The organism is Agarivorans sp. QJM3NY_30 (assembly GCF_050870855.2).
Lineage (GTDB): Bacteria > Pseudomonadota > Gammaproteobacteria > Enterobacterales > Celerinatantimonadaceae > Agarivorans.
Genome location: NZ_CP194038.2, coordinates 1,914,219 through 1,929,815, shown reverse-complemented (window position 1 = coordinate 1,929,815; position 15,597 = coordinate 1,914,219). Strand labels below are relative to the sequence as shown.

The 15,597-nt window shown below is 40.8% G+C and carries 15 protein-coding genes; all 15 read right to left on the bottom strand.

Going from position 1 to position 15,597, the window contains the following annotated elements; all coding sequences use genetic code 11:
* Position 1 precedes the first annotated feature (1 nt).
* The gene (locus ACRRSX_RS08875; protein WP_432453565.1) at positions 2-1,129 is read right to left on the bottom strand and encodes a DegT/DnrJ/EryC1/StrS family aminotransferase; all 1,128 of its coding nucleotides are present in this window, start codon (positions 1,127-1,129) and stop codon (positions 2-4) included.
* Between the two features lie 10 nt (positions 1,130-1,139).
* Entirely contained in the window at positions 1,140-1,598 is a 459-nt protein-coding gene (locus ACRRSX_RS08870; RefSeq protein ID WP_432453566.1) for an acyltransferase, read from the bottom strand.
* A 3-nt stretch (positions 1,599-1,601) separates the two neighbouring features.
* A complete protein-coding gene (locus ACRRSX_RS08865) occupies positions 1,602-2,660 on the bottom strand; it encodes a Gfo/Idh/MocA family protein (RefSeq protein WP_432453567.1) in 1,059 nt (352 codons plus the stop codon).
* 103 nt (positions 2,661-2,763) lie between these two features.
* Positions 2,764-3,813, bottom strand: a complete 1,050-nt coding sequence (locus ACRRSX_RS08860) for a DUF1972 domain-containing protein (RefSeq protein ID WP_432453568.1) — start codon at positions 3,811-3,813, stop codon at positions 2,764-2,766.
* On the bottom strand, positions 3,810-4,358 hold the full coding sequence (gene rfbC, locus ACRRSX_RS08855) for a dTDP-4-dehydrorhamnose 3,5-epimerase (protein ID WP_432453569.1): 549 nt from the start codon (positions 4,356-4,358) through the stop codon (positions 3,810-3,812). The genes ACRRSX_RS08860 and rfbC overlap by 4 nt, the downstream gene beginning before the upstream one ends.
* Before the next feature lie 11 nt (positions 4,359-4,369).
* Positions 4,370-5,242, bottom strand: coding sequence for a dTDP-4-dehydrorhamnose reductase (gene rfbD / locus ACRRSX_RS08850; protein WP_432453570.1), 873 nt, complete (start codon positions 5,240-5,242; stop codon positions 4,370-4,372).
* Entirely contained in the window at positions 5,239-6,135 is an 897-nt protein-coding gene (gene rfbA, locus ACRRSX_RS08845; RefSeq protein WP_432453571.1) for a glucose-1-phosphate thymidylyltransferase RfbA, read from the bottom strand. Before rfbA ends, rfbD begins: the two co-directional genes overlap by 4 nt.
* Positions 6,135-7,232 (bottom strand): dTDP-glucose 4,6-dehydratase, encoded by a 1,098-nt coding sequence (rfbB, locus tag ACRRSX_RS08840; protein WP_432453572.1) that lies wholly within the window; start codon positions 7,230-7,232, stop codon positions 6,135-6,137. The genes rfbA and rfbB overlap by 1 nt, the downstream gene beginning before the upstream one ends.
* A gap of 180 nt (positions 7,233-7,412) precedes the next feature.
* Positions 7,413-8,537 (bottom strand): UDP-N-acetylglucosamine--undecaprenyl-phosphate N-acetylglucosaminephosphotransferase, encoded by a 1,125-nt coding sequence (wecA, locus tag ACRRSX_RS08835; RefSeq protein WP_432453573.1) that lies wholly within the window; start codon positions 8,535-8,537, stop codon positions 7,413-7,415.
* A gap of 45 nt (positions 8,538-8,582) precedes the next feature.
* Positions 8,583-9,578: a Wzz/FepE/Etk N-terminal domain-containing protein gene (locus tag ACRRSX_RS08830; protein ID WP_432453574.1), complete on the bottom strand. Its 996-nt coding sequence runs from the start codon at positions 9,576-9,578 to the stop codon at positions 8,583-8,585.
* 73 nt (positions 9,579-9,651) lie between these two features.
* Positions 9,652-12,312, bottom strand: a complete 2,661-nt coding sequence (locus ACRRSX_RS08825) for an SLBB domain-containing protein (RefSeq protein WP_432453575.1) — start codon at positions 12,310-12,312, stop codon at positions 9,652-9,654.
* Between the two features lie 259 nt (positions 12,313-12,571).
* Positions 12,572-13,078: a transcription/translation regulatory transformer protein RfaH gene (rfaH, locus tag ACRRSX_RS08820; protein WP_432453576.1), complete on the bottom strand. Its 507-nt coding sequence runs from the start codon at positions 13,076-13,078 to the stop codon at positions 12,572-12,574.
* 9 nt (positions 13,079-13,087) lie between these two features.
* Positions 13,088-13,543: an outer membrane beta-barrel protein gene (locus ACRRSX_RS08815; protein WP_432453577.1), complete on the bottom strand. Its 456-nt coding sequence runs from the start codon at positions 13,541-13,543 to the stop codon at positions 13,088-13,090.
* 326 nt (positions 13,544-13,869) lie between these two features.
* Positions 13,870-14,844, bottom strand: coding sequence for a DHH family phosphoesterase (locus tag ACRRSX_RS08810; protein ID WP_432453578.1), 975 nt, complete (start codon positions 14,842-14,844; stop codon positions 13,870-13,872).
* An 88-nt stretch (positions 14,845-14,932) separates the two neighbouring features.
* Positions 14,933-15,538: an adenylyl-sulfate kinase gene (gene cysC / locus ACRRSX_RS08805; RefSeq protein WP_432453579.1), complete on the bottom strand. Its 606-nt coding sequence runs from the start codon at positions 15,536-15,538 to the stop codon at positions 14,933-14,935.
* Positions 15,539-15,597: the final 59 nt, after the last annotated feature.

Sequence of the window (15,597 nt, the reverse complement as noted above, 5' to 3'; positions counted from 1 at the left end):
CTTAGCTACTTGTCTGATTTGTTGAATAAAAATTACGGATCTTATCGCAAACCCTAACTACAAACTCATCTGGCATTTCGGGATAAATTGGAAGTGACAGAATTTGCCGTTGACTATTATATGCGTTTGGAAAATCATCATATTTGTGACTAAAGCGTTCATACGCTTTTAAGAACGGTAAAGCTACAGGGTAATTGATAACCGTGTGTACATTATTCTGCTTTAGATATTCAACGAGCTCACCGCGATTTTCCACTTTCACAACATATAGATGCCAAACATGCTCATTACCATCTGCAACTTTTGGGCACTCTATTTGTTCAATTCCTCCAAGTAGCTCAGTGTATCTAGCCGCGACACGTTGTCGCTCTTTCGTCCAACCTACTAAATACTTGAGTTTAACATTTAGTATTGCGGCTTGAAGTCCATCTAACCGACTGTTAATACCTTCAATCTCATGAACACCCTTTGTTAAGCCCCCATGTCTCGCGAATTTTGCCATTTGATCAGCAAGTTTTTTATTGTTGGTCGTCGTAGCTCCAGCGTCTCCCATAGCCCCTAAATTTTTACCTGGATAAAACGAGAAACTAGCAACATCTCCGAAAGTACCAACTTGCTTGTTCTTATGGGTAGCCAAATGCGCCTGAGCACAATCTTCTAGAACCCACAATGAATGTTCTTTAGCAATAGCCATTATCTCAGTCATATTTGCGGCTTGGCCGTACAAATGAACAGGGATTATACCTACTGTTTTATCAGTAATCTTGGCTCTAATCTCTTCGGGATCGATAGTGAAAGTATCCACTTGAGTGTCACAAAAGACGACTGTTCCTCCGGCTTGAGTAATCGTCTCTGTAGTTGAGATCCAAGAGTGGGCTGGAGCAATAACTTCCTGACCTTCTTTTAAACCAAGAGCTTTCATTGCTATGTACAACGCATCAGTGCCATTAGCACAAGAGACGCAATGCTCTACTTGCATTAGCTCAGCATAGTTAGCTTCAAAAGCTTCAACATGTGGGCCTCTGACGAAACTAGTGTTTTCCAACACATCCTGTAAAGCATTATCAATTTCAGTTTTAATTGACTGATAATGCGCGTACAAATCATTAAAAGGTATTCCCTTATTCATATAGCACCTATTATAGTTTTCTGATTAATCTGGCAGGGTTACCCACATATATTCCAGATACTGCGATATTTTTTGTAACGACAGCTCCTGCACCAACTACCACATGATCACATATTGATACTGGTAAAATTGTCGCATTACTACCGACTGATACGTTATTGCCAATCGAGGTTGAACACCATTTCGACTGTTCTCCATTTGCAGGTCCTCCTGATGAAAAAAGGTCATTGACAAACATTACACCGTGACCAATAAAGCAATCAGCACCGATTGTAACCAATTCGCAAATAAATGAATGAGATTGAACTTTACTTCGATTTCCAATCACAACTCCTTTTTGGATTTCAACGAATGGTCCAATAAACACGTCGTCACCTAAGGAGCAGCCATAAAGGTTTACGGGTTCAATCACCTTGACTTTTTTGCCAAAAGTAACATTTCTAATAGTCACTTCTCGTTGAGTAAACATTTATTATTCCTTACCTAAACGACATCGCTTCGGTTTGAATCTCAAATAAACTTCTTTTTTGCTCTCGATAGATTCATATATGGCATTAATCAATTCCAGGCTTTTTCGGCCTTGAAGACCATCAACAAGCTGCTTAGTGTTATTTTCAATTGCATCAACAAAATGTTGATAATAAGCTTGATGTCCAAACCCATAGACATTGGGCGGATTTACAGAATACTCACTTAGAATGTCTTCGTCACCCTTTTGCGATTCAGAAAAATTCCATGTTTTCATTTCATTTACAGCAAAACCACCAATTTCGACAGTTCCAGTTGCGCCTAGAATAGAAATGGACCCCTCTAAGTCCTTAGGCCTAACAGCTGTCGTAGCTTCGATGATACCTAAAGCACCGTTTTTAAAACGAACATTTACAATCGCAGTATCCTCGGCTTCAATGTCGACTAATGCGGTTGTACTCATAGCATGGACACTCTCGACTTCACCCATCATCCATTCAAGCAAATCGATGTGGTGACTTGCTTGGTTAGTTAACACACCACCATCCATCGCCCAAGTTCCTCGCCAAGAATCCTGATCGTAATATGCTTGGGGGCGACACCAACGGACACGTACAGTCCCTAAAACTAATTTACCAAAACGACCATCTTCCAAAGCTTCACGCAATTTCATTACTGGAACATTGAATCGATTTTGTTTAACAACAAAAAGCTTTACTCCGGCCGAGTCACAGGCTTCAATCATCCGATCCGCATCTTCTAAGGTTAGTGCTATCGGTTTTTCAACGATTATGTGCTTCCCATATGAAGCAAGATCAACTACGTTATCTGCATGGTTACCACTTTCTGTAAGTACGACAAACGCGTCTATGTTTTCACTTCCTGCCATTTCATGCATATCTGTGAAGTAAGGTACATCAAACTTGTTGCCTATTTTCTCAGCTTTTTCTTTGACAATATCACAGACAGCAGCTAAACGTGCACCTTCGATTTGTCCAAATCCAAGTAACTCGGAATGTCTTTTTGCGATACGACCGCAGCCAACCAAAGCTAAATTTAACATTTTCACCTCCTAACCTAATTTATGTAAGTAATGGTCCTAATAAGTCACCACGCAAGGTATTAAAACTCGATACTGTTACCTAAAGAAAACCTATATGGTGTGATTAATAGAGGCTCTCGTATTGTTCGTTGATTCGCTTCCATGTGTAATTCTCACGAGCAACTTTCAACAACTTGCTACAAGATAAATTCCAATTCTTATCGAGTTTTTCAATCTTATTTCGTAAATCATGACTATTACTGAAAAAAAATGCATAATTGTGTGTTGTATTTCTATTAAAGTCACAGTCATAAGCAATGATGGGAACTGAAAAATGCATCATTTCAACTAAGGATGGATTTGTACCACCAGCGGAATGTCCGTGAATATACATAGAACAGTTTTTTCTAAAAGAATACAAAGTATCAAGGTCATAAACTGGATTAATTATTTCTATATTTTCATGGCGTGAATATTCTTTCTTCAACCTTATCCCATATTCACTAGCCTCCCAATTACCAATAAACTTTAAGCGTTGATTTGTTCTCGAAAATGCTTTCAAAATCATCTCAATATTGTTTTCAGGTTCAATTCTGCATATAGCCAAACCATAGTCATGCTCTGCATCAACCGGTTCAATATTTCGTAGCGCATGATCGCCTCCGTATGCTATAACAGTGCTCTCAACACCATATTCATCAAGTACATAATCAAAAATAGCTCTATTATCAGTTACTATTGAACTCGAATATTTTACTGCTAATGATTCCGAAATTCTCAAGAATTTCTTTGCTAATTTATTCCACTTCTCTCTTCGCCATTCCAAACCATCTATGTTAGTAATAATTTTACTATCAGATAACTTTGAAAATATAGGTAAAAAAATACATCCGGAGACACCTAATATAAGCACAATATCAGGACGAATTTTCAGACATTTAATCAATGACCAAATATCATATGCCACACTTTGCACACCATTAGCCTTAATAGGTATATATATTAGATTAGCGCCATTATGGTTTTTTATTTTTTCAGCGTAATTATCTGATGAACAGAAAACACTATATTTTATTTTTTCACTTGCATTATCAACTAAGTTTTCAACCAAAGATTCAAAACCACCATAGCAAGCAGGTATACCAACCGTACCAATAACACAAATCGTTTTCATAGTTTATTAACTAACTCTTTAAATGTCATTGCTTCTTTATCCTTTTGTGATAGCTTAGGTTCACCATCAAGAGGCCAATTTATATTAATAAAATAATCAGACCAAGAGAGAGAAAGTTCATGTTGGGGTGAATAATAATCTGTACACTTATAAACGAATTCAGCCTCATTCGATGTCACATAGAACCCATGAGCAAAACCTTCAGGCACCCAAAGTATACGTTTATTCTTTTCAGATAAATACTCTCCTACCCATTGCCCGAATGTAGCGGAACCTTTTCGAACGTCAACCACTACATCAAACACTTCACCTAAAACTACTCGAACTAGCTTTCCTTGAGTATTTTCTGTTTGATAGTGAAGACCACGTAGAATACCTTTACTCGATTTAGAATGGTTGTCCTGAACAAAAGTAGTCGGTTTGCCCGTGACCAATTCTTCGAACTTTTTTTTGTTCCAACTTTCCATAAAAAAGCCACGTTCATCACCGAACACTTGTGGCTCTATTATTTTTACTTCTGGGATTTTTGTATTAATAACTTTCATGATTATTCACCCTAACTATAGGCTTTTATATTGTTGAGAGCATGTATCCAATCACTTGGTTTAACATCAAATATAGTTTCAATTTTGGTGCTATCTAAACGTGAGTTTGCAGGTCTCGGTGCGGGTAGCAAATATTGATTAGCTCCAATTTCGTTGACTATTGGAGCCTCATCAATCACTTCATTTTGCACTGCAGCATCAAAAATCGCTTTAGAAAACTGATACCAACTAACGTATGGTTGCCCTGAAAAATGGTATATTCCAGATAAGACTAAACCACTAAAATTATCCAGAATTACCACAAGTGCTTTAGCAATATCACCAGCATACGTCGGACTACCGTATTGGTCACCTATAATGCGTAACTCTGGCCGTTGTTTGCCGAGGCGCAGCATTGTTTTTACAAAGTTATTACCGTGTTCTCCGAACACCCAGGATGTTCGCAAAATAGCGTATCTAGAGCAATAGTTAGCGACAGCTTGTTCACCAGCTAGCTTACTTTGACCATATACACTTTTGGGATTAGGTATGTCAGTTTCAAGGTAAGGGGCTGCTTTGTCGCCATCGAATACATAGTCAGTTGAGATATGCAGCAGCAATGCATCTAATGACTGAGCAGCTTTAGCTAAGTAAAGTGGGCCATCTCGATTGATGGCATAGCTCATATCGATTTCAGTTTCAGCCTTGTCTACTGCCGTATGCGCAGCGGCATTGATGATCACATCAGGTTTAAGCTCTGCAACCATTTGTTTCACTTGCTGCTCATCTGTGATATCTAACTCGTCCCGATCATAAGCTATTACTTCAGTACTACTACGCTCTGACAACAGGTTCACTAAGCAATGTCCAACTTGCCCTTTACTTCCGGTTATCAATATCTTCATTTCTTCACCTCACAGCTGTTTGGCCCCCCAACCAACTCAGCCAAGTATTGGCCATATTCGTTTTTCATCATTGGCTTCGCGATTTCAAGCAATACTTCATCACTTAACCAATGATTACGCCAGGCTATCTCTTCAAGGCAAGCGACCTTAAGCCCTTGCACATTTTCAATGGTTTGCACAAACGATGATGCCTCATGCAAGCTTTCATGAGTGCCTGTATCCAACCACGCAAAACCACGGCCAAGTAGTTCAACGTTAAGAGTTCCATTTTCTAAATACATTTGATTTAACGTTGTAATCTCAAGTTCACCACGAATAGAGGGGTTCACCTGCTTAGCCCATTCAACTACGCGATTATCGTAGAAATATAAACCTGTTACGGCATAGTTTGATTTTGGCCGCTGCGGTTTTTCCTCTATAGAAACTGCTTTCATGTCACTATTGAATTCCACCACACCAAATCGCTCAGGGTCTTTCACTTGATAGCCAAACACAGTGGCTAAACCTTGCGAGGTTAGTTCACTGGCGCGCTTGAGTTGTCCACTAAAAGATTGCCCGTAGTAGATATTGTCACCAAGCACTAGACATACAGAATCATCACCAATAAATTCTTCACCAATAATAAAAGCTTGTGCTAGACCATCCGGGCTTGGTTGAACTTTATACTCTAGATTAATACCATAATCTGAGCCATCTCCTAAAAGGCGTTTAAAGCCAGCTTGATCTTCTGGGGTGGTAATAATCAAAATATCGCGAATACCCGCCAACATTAGAGTTGAAATAGGGTAATAAATCATAGGCTTATCATAAATTGGTAACATCTGTTTAGACGTTCCGCGCGTTAGAGGGTATAAGCGCGTTCCCGAGCCACCTGCAAGAACGATCCCTTTCATTATTTTCGATCCTCTTCGGTAATATTCTCTACACCTAAGCGTTCACGTTGGTAGCTGCCATCTTGCACGTTTTGACACCATTCTGTATTCTCGAGGTACCACTGAACGGTTTTCTTTAAGCCCGTTTCAAAAGTCTCAACTGGCAACCATCCCAACTCTCTTTGCATCTTACTCGAGTCAATTGCATAACGCCTGTCATGACCGGGGCGGTCTTGCACATAGGTTATTTGGCTTGAGTAGGCACTTTCTTTCGGTACTAACGCATCTAAAATGGAACAAATCGTTTGTACGACTTCTAGGTTTTGCTTTTCGTTGTGCCCACCAATGTTGTAAGTTTCACCCACCTTACCTTCGGTAACTACGGTGTAAAGCGCACGGGCATGATCTTCTACATAGAGCCAGTCACGGATTTGGTCACCTTTGCCATATATAGGTAGCGGTTTACCTTCTAAAGCATTTAATATCACAAGTGGTATGAGTTTTTCAGGGAAGTGATAAGGCCCATAATTGTTCGAACAATTAGTTACCATCGTTGGCAGGCCATATGTTCGCAGCCATGCACGCACCAGGTGATCGCTTGACGCTTTAGAGGCAGAATAAGGGCTAGAAGGCTCGTACGAGGTTGTTTCTAAAAACATGGGGAGCTCTGTACCCACTTCTGCTTCATCTGGATGTGGTAGATCACCATACACTTCATCGGTTGAGATATGGTGAAAGCGAAAAGCTTGCTTAGCTACATCATTTAGCTTGTTCCAATAATCACGCGTGGCTTCAAGTAAGGTATATGTGCCAACTATGTTGGTTTCAATAAACGCAGCAGGCCCTGTGATAGAGCGGTCAACGTGACTTTCCGCAGCTAAGTGCATCACTGCGTCAGGTTTATGCTCAGCAAACACCCGCGCCAACTGAGCACTGTCGCATATATTGACTTGCTCAAACTCATAGCGCTCATTTGATTCAACAACAGTTAAAGACTCTAGATTGCCTGCATACGTCAAACAATCGACGTTGACTACGTAATCTGAAGTATTTTGAATAATATGGCGAACGACTGCTGAGCCTATAAAGCCCGCACCACCGGTTACAAGAATTTTCACTGATTAAACCTTTCTATACATAAGTCAAATTTTTGAAAATTTAGAAGATATTCCTAAACACGTGAGAAATTTTTACTTTGATAGCCCATTTTATTCCAGACGATTTTTCACCAGTCCTTGCAATACCTTGACTGCACCTAATTTTGGACTCTCATTCCAGTGGGTAATCTATATATTTTTCTAAACGCTTTTGTGCTTATAACTTCTCGATAGCTTTATTTGATTCACGCGTCGCATTCGCCGGAATGCTTCGATTTTTCGAAATGCTTTTAGCAAACGCCAAATATATCGTAAAGCCGTCAAGTATCCCGCAAAAACCACGAGAAACAGCCCAAAAGAAAACCAATCAGGTACGTTAAGATGATCGAGTAGCACGCCAAACATAGAAATAGTAAAACTTAAACTAGTAATACAAATAAGTGTTTGTTTGGAGTTAAAGCCTGCACGCATGAAAATATGGTGAAGATGATCTCGGTCAGGCTTAAAAGGAGAACAGCCTTTACGTTTACGACGGATCATCACTCCGGCCATATCCATCAGAGGAATCGCAATAACCCATAGTGAAGTCACTGGATTAAATGCTGCTGATTCGCCTTGAGAGCCAATGGCGAGTAACCAAACCACACTCAGGCCTACAAACATTGAACCCGCGTCCCCCATAAAAATTTTTGTACCGTTGGGGTTATCGGCGCGAGTGAGGTTAAAAATAAGATAAGGGATCAGCGATACCACCAAACACATTGCTATCCATGATTCAATTAAATAGCCTTCCAATATAAACAGCAAAGACAACGACAACATACTACTAAAAGTTACGCCACCCACAAGGCCATCGATACCATCCACCATGTTATAGGCATTAATCGCGCCCATAACCGCTAACAAAGTAAAGGGGATAGAAATCCATCCTAAATGAATATCACCAAAAGCAAGTAAGTTACCTAAATTTTCAATTCTATCTCCACTGGCAAACATCATGACACTAGCAGCCACGGCTTGACAAAACATCCGGAGGCGTACACTTAAATCATATTTATCATCCAGCATTCCGACTAACAAGATCCCACCAGAAGCCAGTAAAAAATACTTGAAAGAAACATCATAGCCGTGAGCAATCACCATCAGTGACAATACAAAACCCACATATACCGCAATCCCACCAATCAGCGGAATGGCGCCTACGTGCAATTTTCGCTCATTTGGTTTATCCACCAGCTGGTGTTTCACCGCAATCGGTTTTAACAATTTAATCGCACTAAAAGTACCACCAAATGCTACAAATAAAGACAAAACGAAGATGCTCATCCCTGCCAACCTATAAAATTTAAGCTTAAAGCTATCAAGAGTATTTTACTCATTGTTTTCTGTACTTTGTTGTTCGCTTCGAGAAAAATGGCGAATAAGTACCAGCATCACACCAAGCATTCCACCCAACAAGGTCCCTAATACACAAATTAACGCTCGTTTAGGTTTTACTTTTTTTTCTGCAACAACAGGTGGATCAATCACTTTAAACACGAAGTCCTCATTGGCCTCGGCTAACATTAACGTTTTGGTCTGCTCTTCAATCAATTGATAGAAAACACTCTGCATCTGCGCAACCGACGTTTTTTCCAGCTGCTGTTTTAAATAATTAATATTTGCCATGGTTTCTAAACGAGCACGTTGTTTCATCACTTGGTTAATATCTTCAATCAACCAACTCACCCACTGTTGGGCAACCACTGGCGAAATATGCTCCGCGGCAAGAGTGATTAAACCGGTTTCTTTATCAGTAGAAACGCTCAGAATTTCCTTCAAAAAGAACTCATGGCTTTCTTGCATGGATGGTTCTGGCTGTTGCGGCGGTTTGGCCTCGCGCACCCAGGTCTTTGAGCCGGCGTCATACAATTCCGGATCTAAATCTAATTTCTCGCTAATTGGATCCCATGATAAGGCCGCCATCAACTGTGGTTTTATTTGGTATTTGTTAACAAATTCACTAAAGAACTGCCTGGATTTGAGTACTTCGATGGCCAGCGTTGTCTGATCGGTTCCGCCTCCACTGCCAAGGTTAATCCCCGCCAACGATGCCAAACCACCAAACTGCGAAGCCATACTATTGAGTTTGTTATTTTCTTGATTAGTCGCCGCCAACAAGGCGTTTGCACGGTAAATATTGGGTTGGCTAATTGCAAAAAAAACCGCTGCCACCGCAAAAAGTGTGGTACAGGCTAAAATTAGCCATTTACCACGCCAAATAACAGCAAATAACTCACGTAAGTCAATTTCATCCTCTTGCTGCTGAAACTGAGGCGGATAATCTTGAAACCGCTGCTGATGTTGCTGTGGCGTACTGCTGTTCATAGTTAAGTCAAATACCGATAAGTTAGATAAAGCAATAGCCTTAGCGCAAACCAAGGCCCGAAATAATGTACAGTTACTTAATAACGTTAACCGCAACACCTATTTGATACATAATTTGAGTTACCGCCGTCCACATACTTAGCGCATCACGGTAGTCGGTATCAATAGGGACTACAATTGTGTCACCCGGTTGTAAATCTTGAGAGTTGTTTTTAAACCAAAATCCTGATTCGGGTTTATAGACTGCTCCATTTGCTTTAACCACAAACACCCGATCTTCATCGGCTTGTTTTTTAGTCCCACCAGCAAAATTAATATAATCTTTATAACTATACTTCTCGTCTAACAAATAAGATGTCGAGATTTGTACTTCACCCATAATCGTGACTGTATTGCGATATTGCGGCACATAAAGTAAATCTTGATCTTCCAACATAAAATCCTTGGAATCGTCATGTGCCAAAATAGCCGGTAAATCAACCACCATTCGCCCCAAAGCCTTGGTTGAACTCATCTCTTCAATTAGAGCCAACTGCTCGGAAGGCGATGCCGATGAAGAAAAACTGCCGGGTCCGGTTTGCCGTAAACTCTTCTTCGCCACCTCTTGGCGAATCGCCTCAGCATAGGAGTCAATCTGTTTTTGTTCTCGTAAACGCAACGCCTCACGCGTAAATACCGCACCGTCTTCGTGAGCGTAGTCGGTTAAGCCTCCCGCACGCTTAATCACTGCCCCCAAAGTCTCACCGCGTTTAATCACGTATGTTCCAGGAAAACGCACTTCCCCTTGTATATTCACGGTACGTTGTTTACGTAAATTAGGAACCGCCAATACATTGAGTCGGTCACGCGACTGCAACACCAAATTATCCGCCGGATTATTTTGCAAGGCATCATTAAGATTTAAACGCAATACGTTAACTTTCGCATGGCCATCCCGAACAACAGTGCGCGAAAGTTCGCTATGTTGCGCATAAGCACCATTATTTAGTCCGCCAGCTGCCGTAATTAAGTCTTTAATGGTGTTTTTATCCGTGATGGGATAAACGCCAGGAAATTTCACTTCACCAAATATTTCTACGAGATGGGCATCATCATCAATAGATGACTGCCCCTGCAGCAGCGTTAACACTGGTGCAAGTAACTTTTCTCGGGTGGATGCAAATGCTTTTTTAATTTGCTCCACGGGTATACGAGTTAACTGAGATGCACGCTCAAAGTCATAACCGTCATCACCTTGGATGTTACCAACGGTTTTATTCTGCGCGTGTTCTGTCTCTTCTACCTTGGCATTAATTTCGGCAGCATCAACTGACAATACATCCTTTTCGTTAGTCGCGATGGAAAAAGCATCGTCAAACTTAGCGAGGTCATATTTGGTGAAGACTAATATCTCATCTTCGGCGTTTAATTCAATATTGCTTTGTGATTGTTTATTACTAATCGCCAGACCTAAATTGATTTGTAGAACTTGAATCGTTTGATCCGGTTTACGCCTCACGACCAAGGCATAATTGAGGTCACTACTTTGATACAAACTGCGATGAATGCTCGGAAACAGGTCTGACACTTTGATACCTGCTCGCCACTGAAAACGGCCTTCGCGAACCACGTTACCTTTCACTGAAACATAATTTTTTGTATGTTTAACGATAGCGTCTATAGTTAAAAAATCGCCATTATTCAGTCTTTTAGATAAATCTGTTTTGTCGTTTAAATCGAGGGTATTTAAATCAATTAAACCTTCTTTAGTAATCCGCTCAAAACTGACTGAATTTTTATAAGCTTTGGTTGTATATCCACCAGCCATAGAGACAAGATCTTTTACTGTCTCATGGTCATTTAGCTCATAAATTGCAGGGCGAACAACTTCTCCATCTATGCTCGCAGTCGGCCCCAAAGGGGCAATGAAAATCACATCGCCAGAACGTAGCTGCAAGTCATCAGAAGTATCTCCATTAATCAGCAAATCATACACATCCAAACGATTCACTAACTTACCGTCTCGAAGTAAACGAATATCTCTTAAGCTGCCCTTACCATTAACCCCTCCACTGGCGTATAAGGCATGTGTCATCGTCGACAAAGAACTGACTAAATATTTACCCGGCTGATAGGCTTCGCCAAGCACAAAAACTTCGATGCTGCGCAGTTCACCCATGGTGATACTGCTGCGCACTCCAATTTTCTTCTCCGAAATCGTCTTAGTGAGTAACTCTTTTACTTCTGAAAAACTTAAGCCCGCGACATTAACCGGGCCCAATTCGGGAAAACTAATCGAGCCATAACGATTCACCCGAAATTCAAATTTACTGTTTTCTTTACCAAATAATTGAACAACTAAGGTGTCACCAGGCCCTAGTCGATAATTATCGGTTACTGGCACATTGCTTAAGGGAGCAAAAGTTGCCGGTTGGGTCGCAAATACGTCTAAACCAAAGCGTTGTAGTTCTTCAACCTGCCCCGCACTATTCTTTTTTGCTATATTTTGCTCTTCGTCTTCCTGAGTATTGCGTTTTTCGGGAAGTTTTGGAGCAGCCAAAACTTCCTCCTGAGATGCATTTGACGAGTTAAGTTGAGAAACATCCACGCCATATTGCTTCGCAAGTGCCGCCTGTTGCTCTGCGGGAAGCGCCTTAAGCATCTGCATCTGTTCTGGGCTTACATTTACAGCGAAAACATTCTGTGAACAAGCTACCAAGCAGATCGCGATAAGACTTTTTAGTCCAAATTTCATTCCGTTATATTCTCTTTCTCAAACTAGGTTGCGGAGTTTCAATCAAATTAAAACGTTAATAATAACTGGCTACATATTACTTCAACTACCTTGCTTACGTAAACTTACAAAGTGATTAATACGCTCATTTTCTAAGTAGATAAATTGATTTGTTGAAATATAGTACTTTAGATAGAACATCAAATTAAAAACGCTACCGCCCTTAGGTTTCGGCCCCCAATTCGCCATCCATGCTTGGTTATATTTTTGCAACATAAAATTAACAGGTGAGACAAATATCTCTATTGTTAACAACTAAGGACGCTTGCTGATTCAATAAACGAACCAAAATTACCGAGCGCTCTAAACCATCGGCTCGCTGATAAATTGCCTCAAGTGATTGAAAAGCACCTTGCTGAACAGCTACTTTCATCCCTGGCTGATATACCTGCTCAATCGTTGGCTGACTGTGGGCGTGCTCACTACTTTTTATTTGAGCAATTATGTCATCAGCAACCACTTGATAGTTTCGGCCAACCTTAACAAAATCAATCACGCCTCGAGTTGAGCGTACAGCGTTAAAATTGCTTTCTTCATTCAGTTGCACAAACAAATAGTTAGGAAATAGCGCTTCTTGTTTGTGTCTAAGTTTTCCTTTATTAATTCGCTCTACACAGATATAAGGACAATAGGAAACGTAAGCTTGATTAGCGAGGTGCAATTGTGCGCGAGCCTCTTGACCCGCTTTGCAATAAAGTAGGTACCAAGTAGCTTGTAGCTGATTCATATCGAAAGTTTAGAAGCGGTACTGAAAGGCTAAGCTTAGCCCTGCGACCTTAGTTTTATCTTTATTCAAACTACTGAGGTACTCAATCGTCATCGCACGCGAAGAGTCAAACGCATAATGCACGCCTAAGCCAAAACTGGTACCACTTTCGGTACTACTACCAACATTTTGCTGGTTTAGTTTAGCCGAGGAAGCGCCCACCAGTGCATACATGGCCGTTTGCTCTGATACTGGCAGATTCGCTCTTACCAATATAGAAGCTAAACTATCGATTGATATACCATCAGAACGCCCAGTAGATAAACCATAACGACCTTCTAAGGCGATATAATCATTAAAAAATCGTCCAACTTGAGCTTGTAAAACAAACGGGTTACCGTCTGCATTCTCCGCCCCTGCTGAGGCAGTATATTCAGCCGAAGAATAACTCAATATCGCGCCGCCATAGTAGCTAGCATTTGCCATTGCGCTGCAAAAAAAGCTAACACTAACAACAACTAAACAAAGCGTTTTTTTAAAACACATCACAGAGAACGTTCCCTAAACTCAAATTGAAATCGCGGGAAGTATATCACACTGAATTGAGGGATAAAGTAAAGCAGACCGCCGATAAATATCAATAAAAGCTGAGCTAAAACCTAAAGAAAACAGATATAGACAATTAAATCAAATAGTTATGGAGCCCCGGTATTTTTAAAGGCAAACTTACTATTTACAAATTCATTAAATAAATTTAAGTCTCAAACATATTTTTAGTGAATGTGTGAATAACAAACAAGTAATTCGCCTAATTATTCACCGCTTGAGCTAGCATAAAACTGTTCCGTCACAGTAAGTAACGCCTCTATATTGTCAGCTGGTAAGCAATTAATACCCGCAGCGGCTTCTCTACCACCACCTGTTTTAAATGTGCTACATATTTGACTTGCACCCTGTTTATTATTCTTGGGTGCTCGTAGGCTCACCATAAAATCACCGCTGCAGCTCTGACTGAGTACGATATGAGCCCGCTCAGGGTCACTGTTGGCCAAATCATTTCCTAACACACCACTTACCCGTCTCGCCCATGCTTGGTCAGGCAATTTAACGACTTTTAAGATATCGCTCTTATAATAAACTTCGGCGAGTTGTGCTTTTTGCATATCCTCAGCATAGGCAATTCTTAGACGATGATATGGCGAACTTAGGTCAGCTATCGCATCAAAAGGAGAGTAATAAGCCAATAAAGCTTGATACAGCGCTGCTGGTGCGATATGCAAATCAGCAATAGAGTGCCCGTAACTATTATAATTAATCAGTACACCTAAGTCTTTTAATTGCGTTCTCTGTTGAAGACTTAAACCTTGGGCGACAGCCAAGCCCTCAGCCACCTCAAGTAAATTATCTCCATAGGCAGCAGTAATCGCCCACAAATGAAAACGACCATTGAGTTGCTTGTCGATTAATAACGCAGTACAGACATCAACGCTAGTATCTATTTGGGTGGTTAACAACTCATGCTCCGGAATATTTCCAGGCCGATGGTGGTCAACGTAATGCACTCTCGCACCAGCCTTAAGTGCACGATTCACCCCTTCAATATTTTTTTCTAAAGATAAGTCAAGAACGGTGACCACATCCCCTTCTTCATATTGTGGTTTTACAGCTAACTGGTTATCTCGCTTCACCCCAGTGACTAACAAACTTTGCCGGGGCTCGGCTAAGCGCAATTGCAACAAAGCCAAGATACCATCGGCATCACCGTTAAAAATATCGATATATCGCACAACAACCTCTACTTGAGTCAGCACTTCGACACGCGAACAAAATATAGCTCATTAATTGCTTATTTGGAGTTCAAGCAAATTCAACGCCCTAGTCGATGATACCTGCTTTTAGCAAGGCTTGGATGACCACCGCGGCACATTCTTCAACCGTTTTACCCTCGGTTTTCACATGTACATCGGCTTGTTCCGGAGCCTCATAGGCAGAACTAATTCCGGTAAAGTTTTTTATCTCTCCTGCACGAGCCTTCTTATATAAACCTTTTGGATCACGCGTCTCACAGACTTCGATCGGTGTATCAATAAACACTTCAAAAAACTCACCTTCCGTTAGCTGCTTACGAACCATACTTCGGTCTGCTTTAAACGGCGAAATGAACGCAGTTGAAACCACCATCCCTGCATCGACAAAAAGCTTGGCAACTTCACCAATACGGCGAATATTTTCTACACGGTCTTTATCTGAAAACCCTAAGTCACCATTTAGTCCATGGCGAACATTATCACCATCGAGCACATAAGTATGAACACCTCGCTGATGTAATAAATAATCGACCTCATTTGCAACTGTAGATTTACCCGAGCCACTTAAACCGGTAAACCAAAGCACACAAGGCTTATGTCCCTTTTGAGTGATCCGTAAATCTCGGCTTACACTGTGATGATGCCAAACTACATTTTCACTTTTATTGTTCATAACAACCTCAAAAATATTAAATAAAAATTCGAACTGTAAATAGCTCAAGTCAGCGATAG

Excerpts from the sequence above, each read along its gene's own strand:
- ACRRSX_RS08875 (WP_432453565.1), bottom strand. The coding sequence starts at position 1,129 with ATGAATAAGGGAATACCTTTTAATGATTTGTACGCGCATTATCAGTCA.
- ACRRSX_RS08870 (WP_432453566.1), bottom strand. The coding sequence starts at position 1,598 with ATGTTTACTCAACGAGAAGTGACTATTAGAAATGTTACTTTTGGCAAA.
- ACRRSX_RS08865 (WP_432453567.1), bottom strand. The coding sequence starts at position 2,660 with ATGTTAAATTTAGCTTTGGTTGGCTGCGGTCGTATCGCAAAAAGACAT.
- ACRRSX_RS08860 (WP_432453568.1), bottom strand. The coding sequence starts at position 3,813 with ATGAAAACGATTTGTGTTATTGGTACGGTTGGTATACCTGCTTGCTAT.
- rfbC (WP_432453569.1), bottom strand. The coding sequence starts at position 4,358 with ATGAAAGTTATTAATACAAAAATCCCAGAAGTAAAAATAATAGAGCCA.
- rfbD (WP_432453570.1), bottom strand. The coding sequence starts at position 5,242 with ATGAAGATATTGATAACCGGAAGTAAAGGGCAAGTTGGACATTGCTTA.
- rfbA (WP_432453571.1), bottom strand. The coding sequence starts at position 6,135 with ATGAAAGGGATCGTTCTTGCAGGTGGCTCGGGAACGCGCTTATACCCT.
- wecA (WP_432453573.1), bottom strand. The coding sequence starts at position 8,537 with ATGAGCATCTTCGTTTTGTCTTTATTTGTAGCATTTGGTGGTACTTTT.
- ACRRSX_RS08830 (WP_432453574.1), bottom strand. The coding sequence starts at position 9,578 with ATGAACAGCAGTACGCCACAGCAACATCAGCAGCGGTTTCAAGATTAT.
- ACRRSX_RS08825 (WP_432453575.1), bottom strand. The coding sequence starts at position 12,312 with ATGAAATTTGGACTAAAAAGTCTTATCGCGATCTGCTTGGTAGCTTGT.
- rfaH (WP_432453576.1), bottom strand. The coding sequence starts at position 13,078 with ATGAATCAGCTACAAGCTACTTGGTACCTACTTTATTGCAAAGCGGGT.
- ACRRSX_RS08815 (WP_432453577.1), bottom strand. The coding sequence starts at position 13,543 with ATGGCAAATGCTAGCTACTATGGCGGCGCGATATTGAGTTATTCTTCG.
- cysC (WP_432453579.1), bottom strand. The coding sequence starts at position 15,538 with ATGAACAATAAAAGTGAAAATGTAGTTTGGCATCATCACAGTGTAAGC.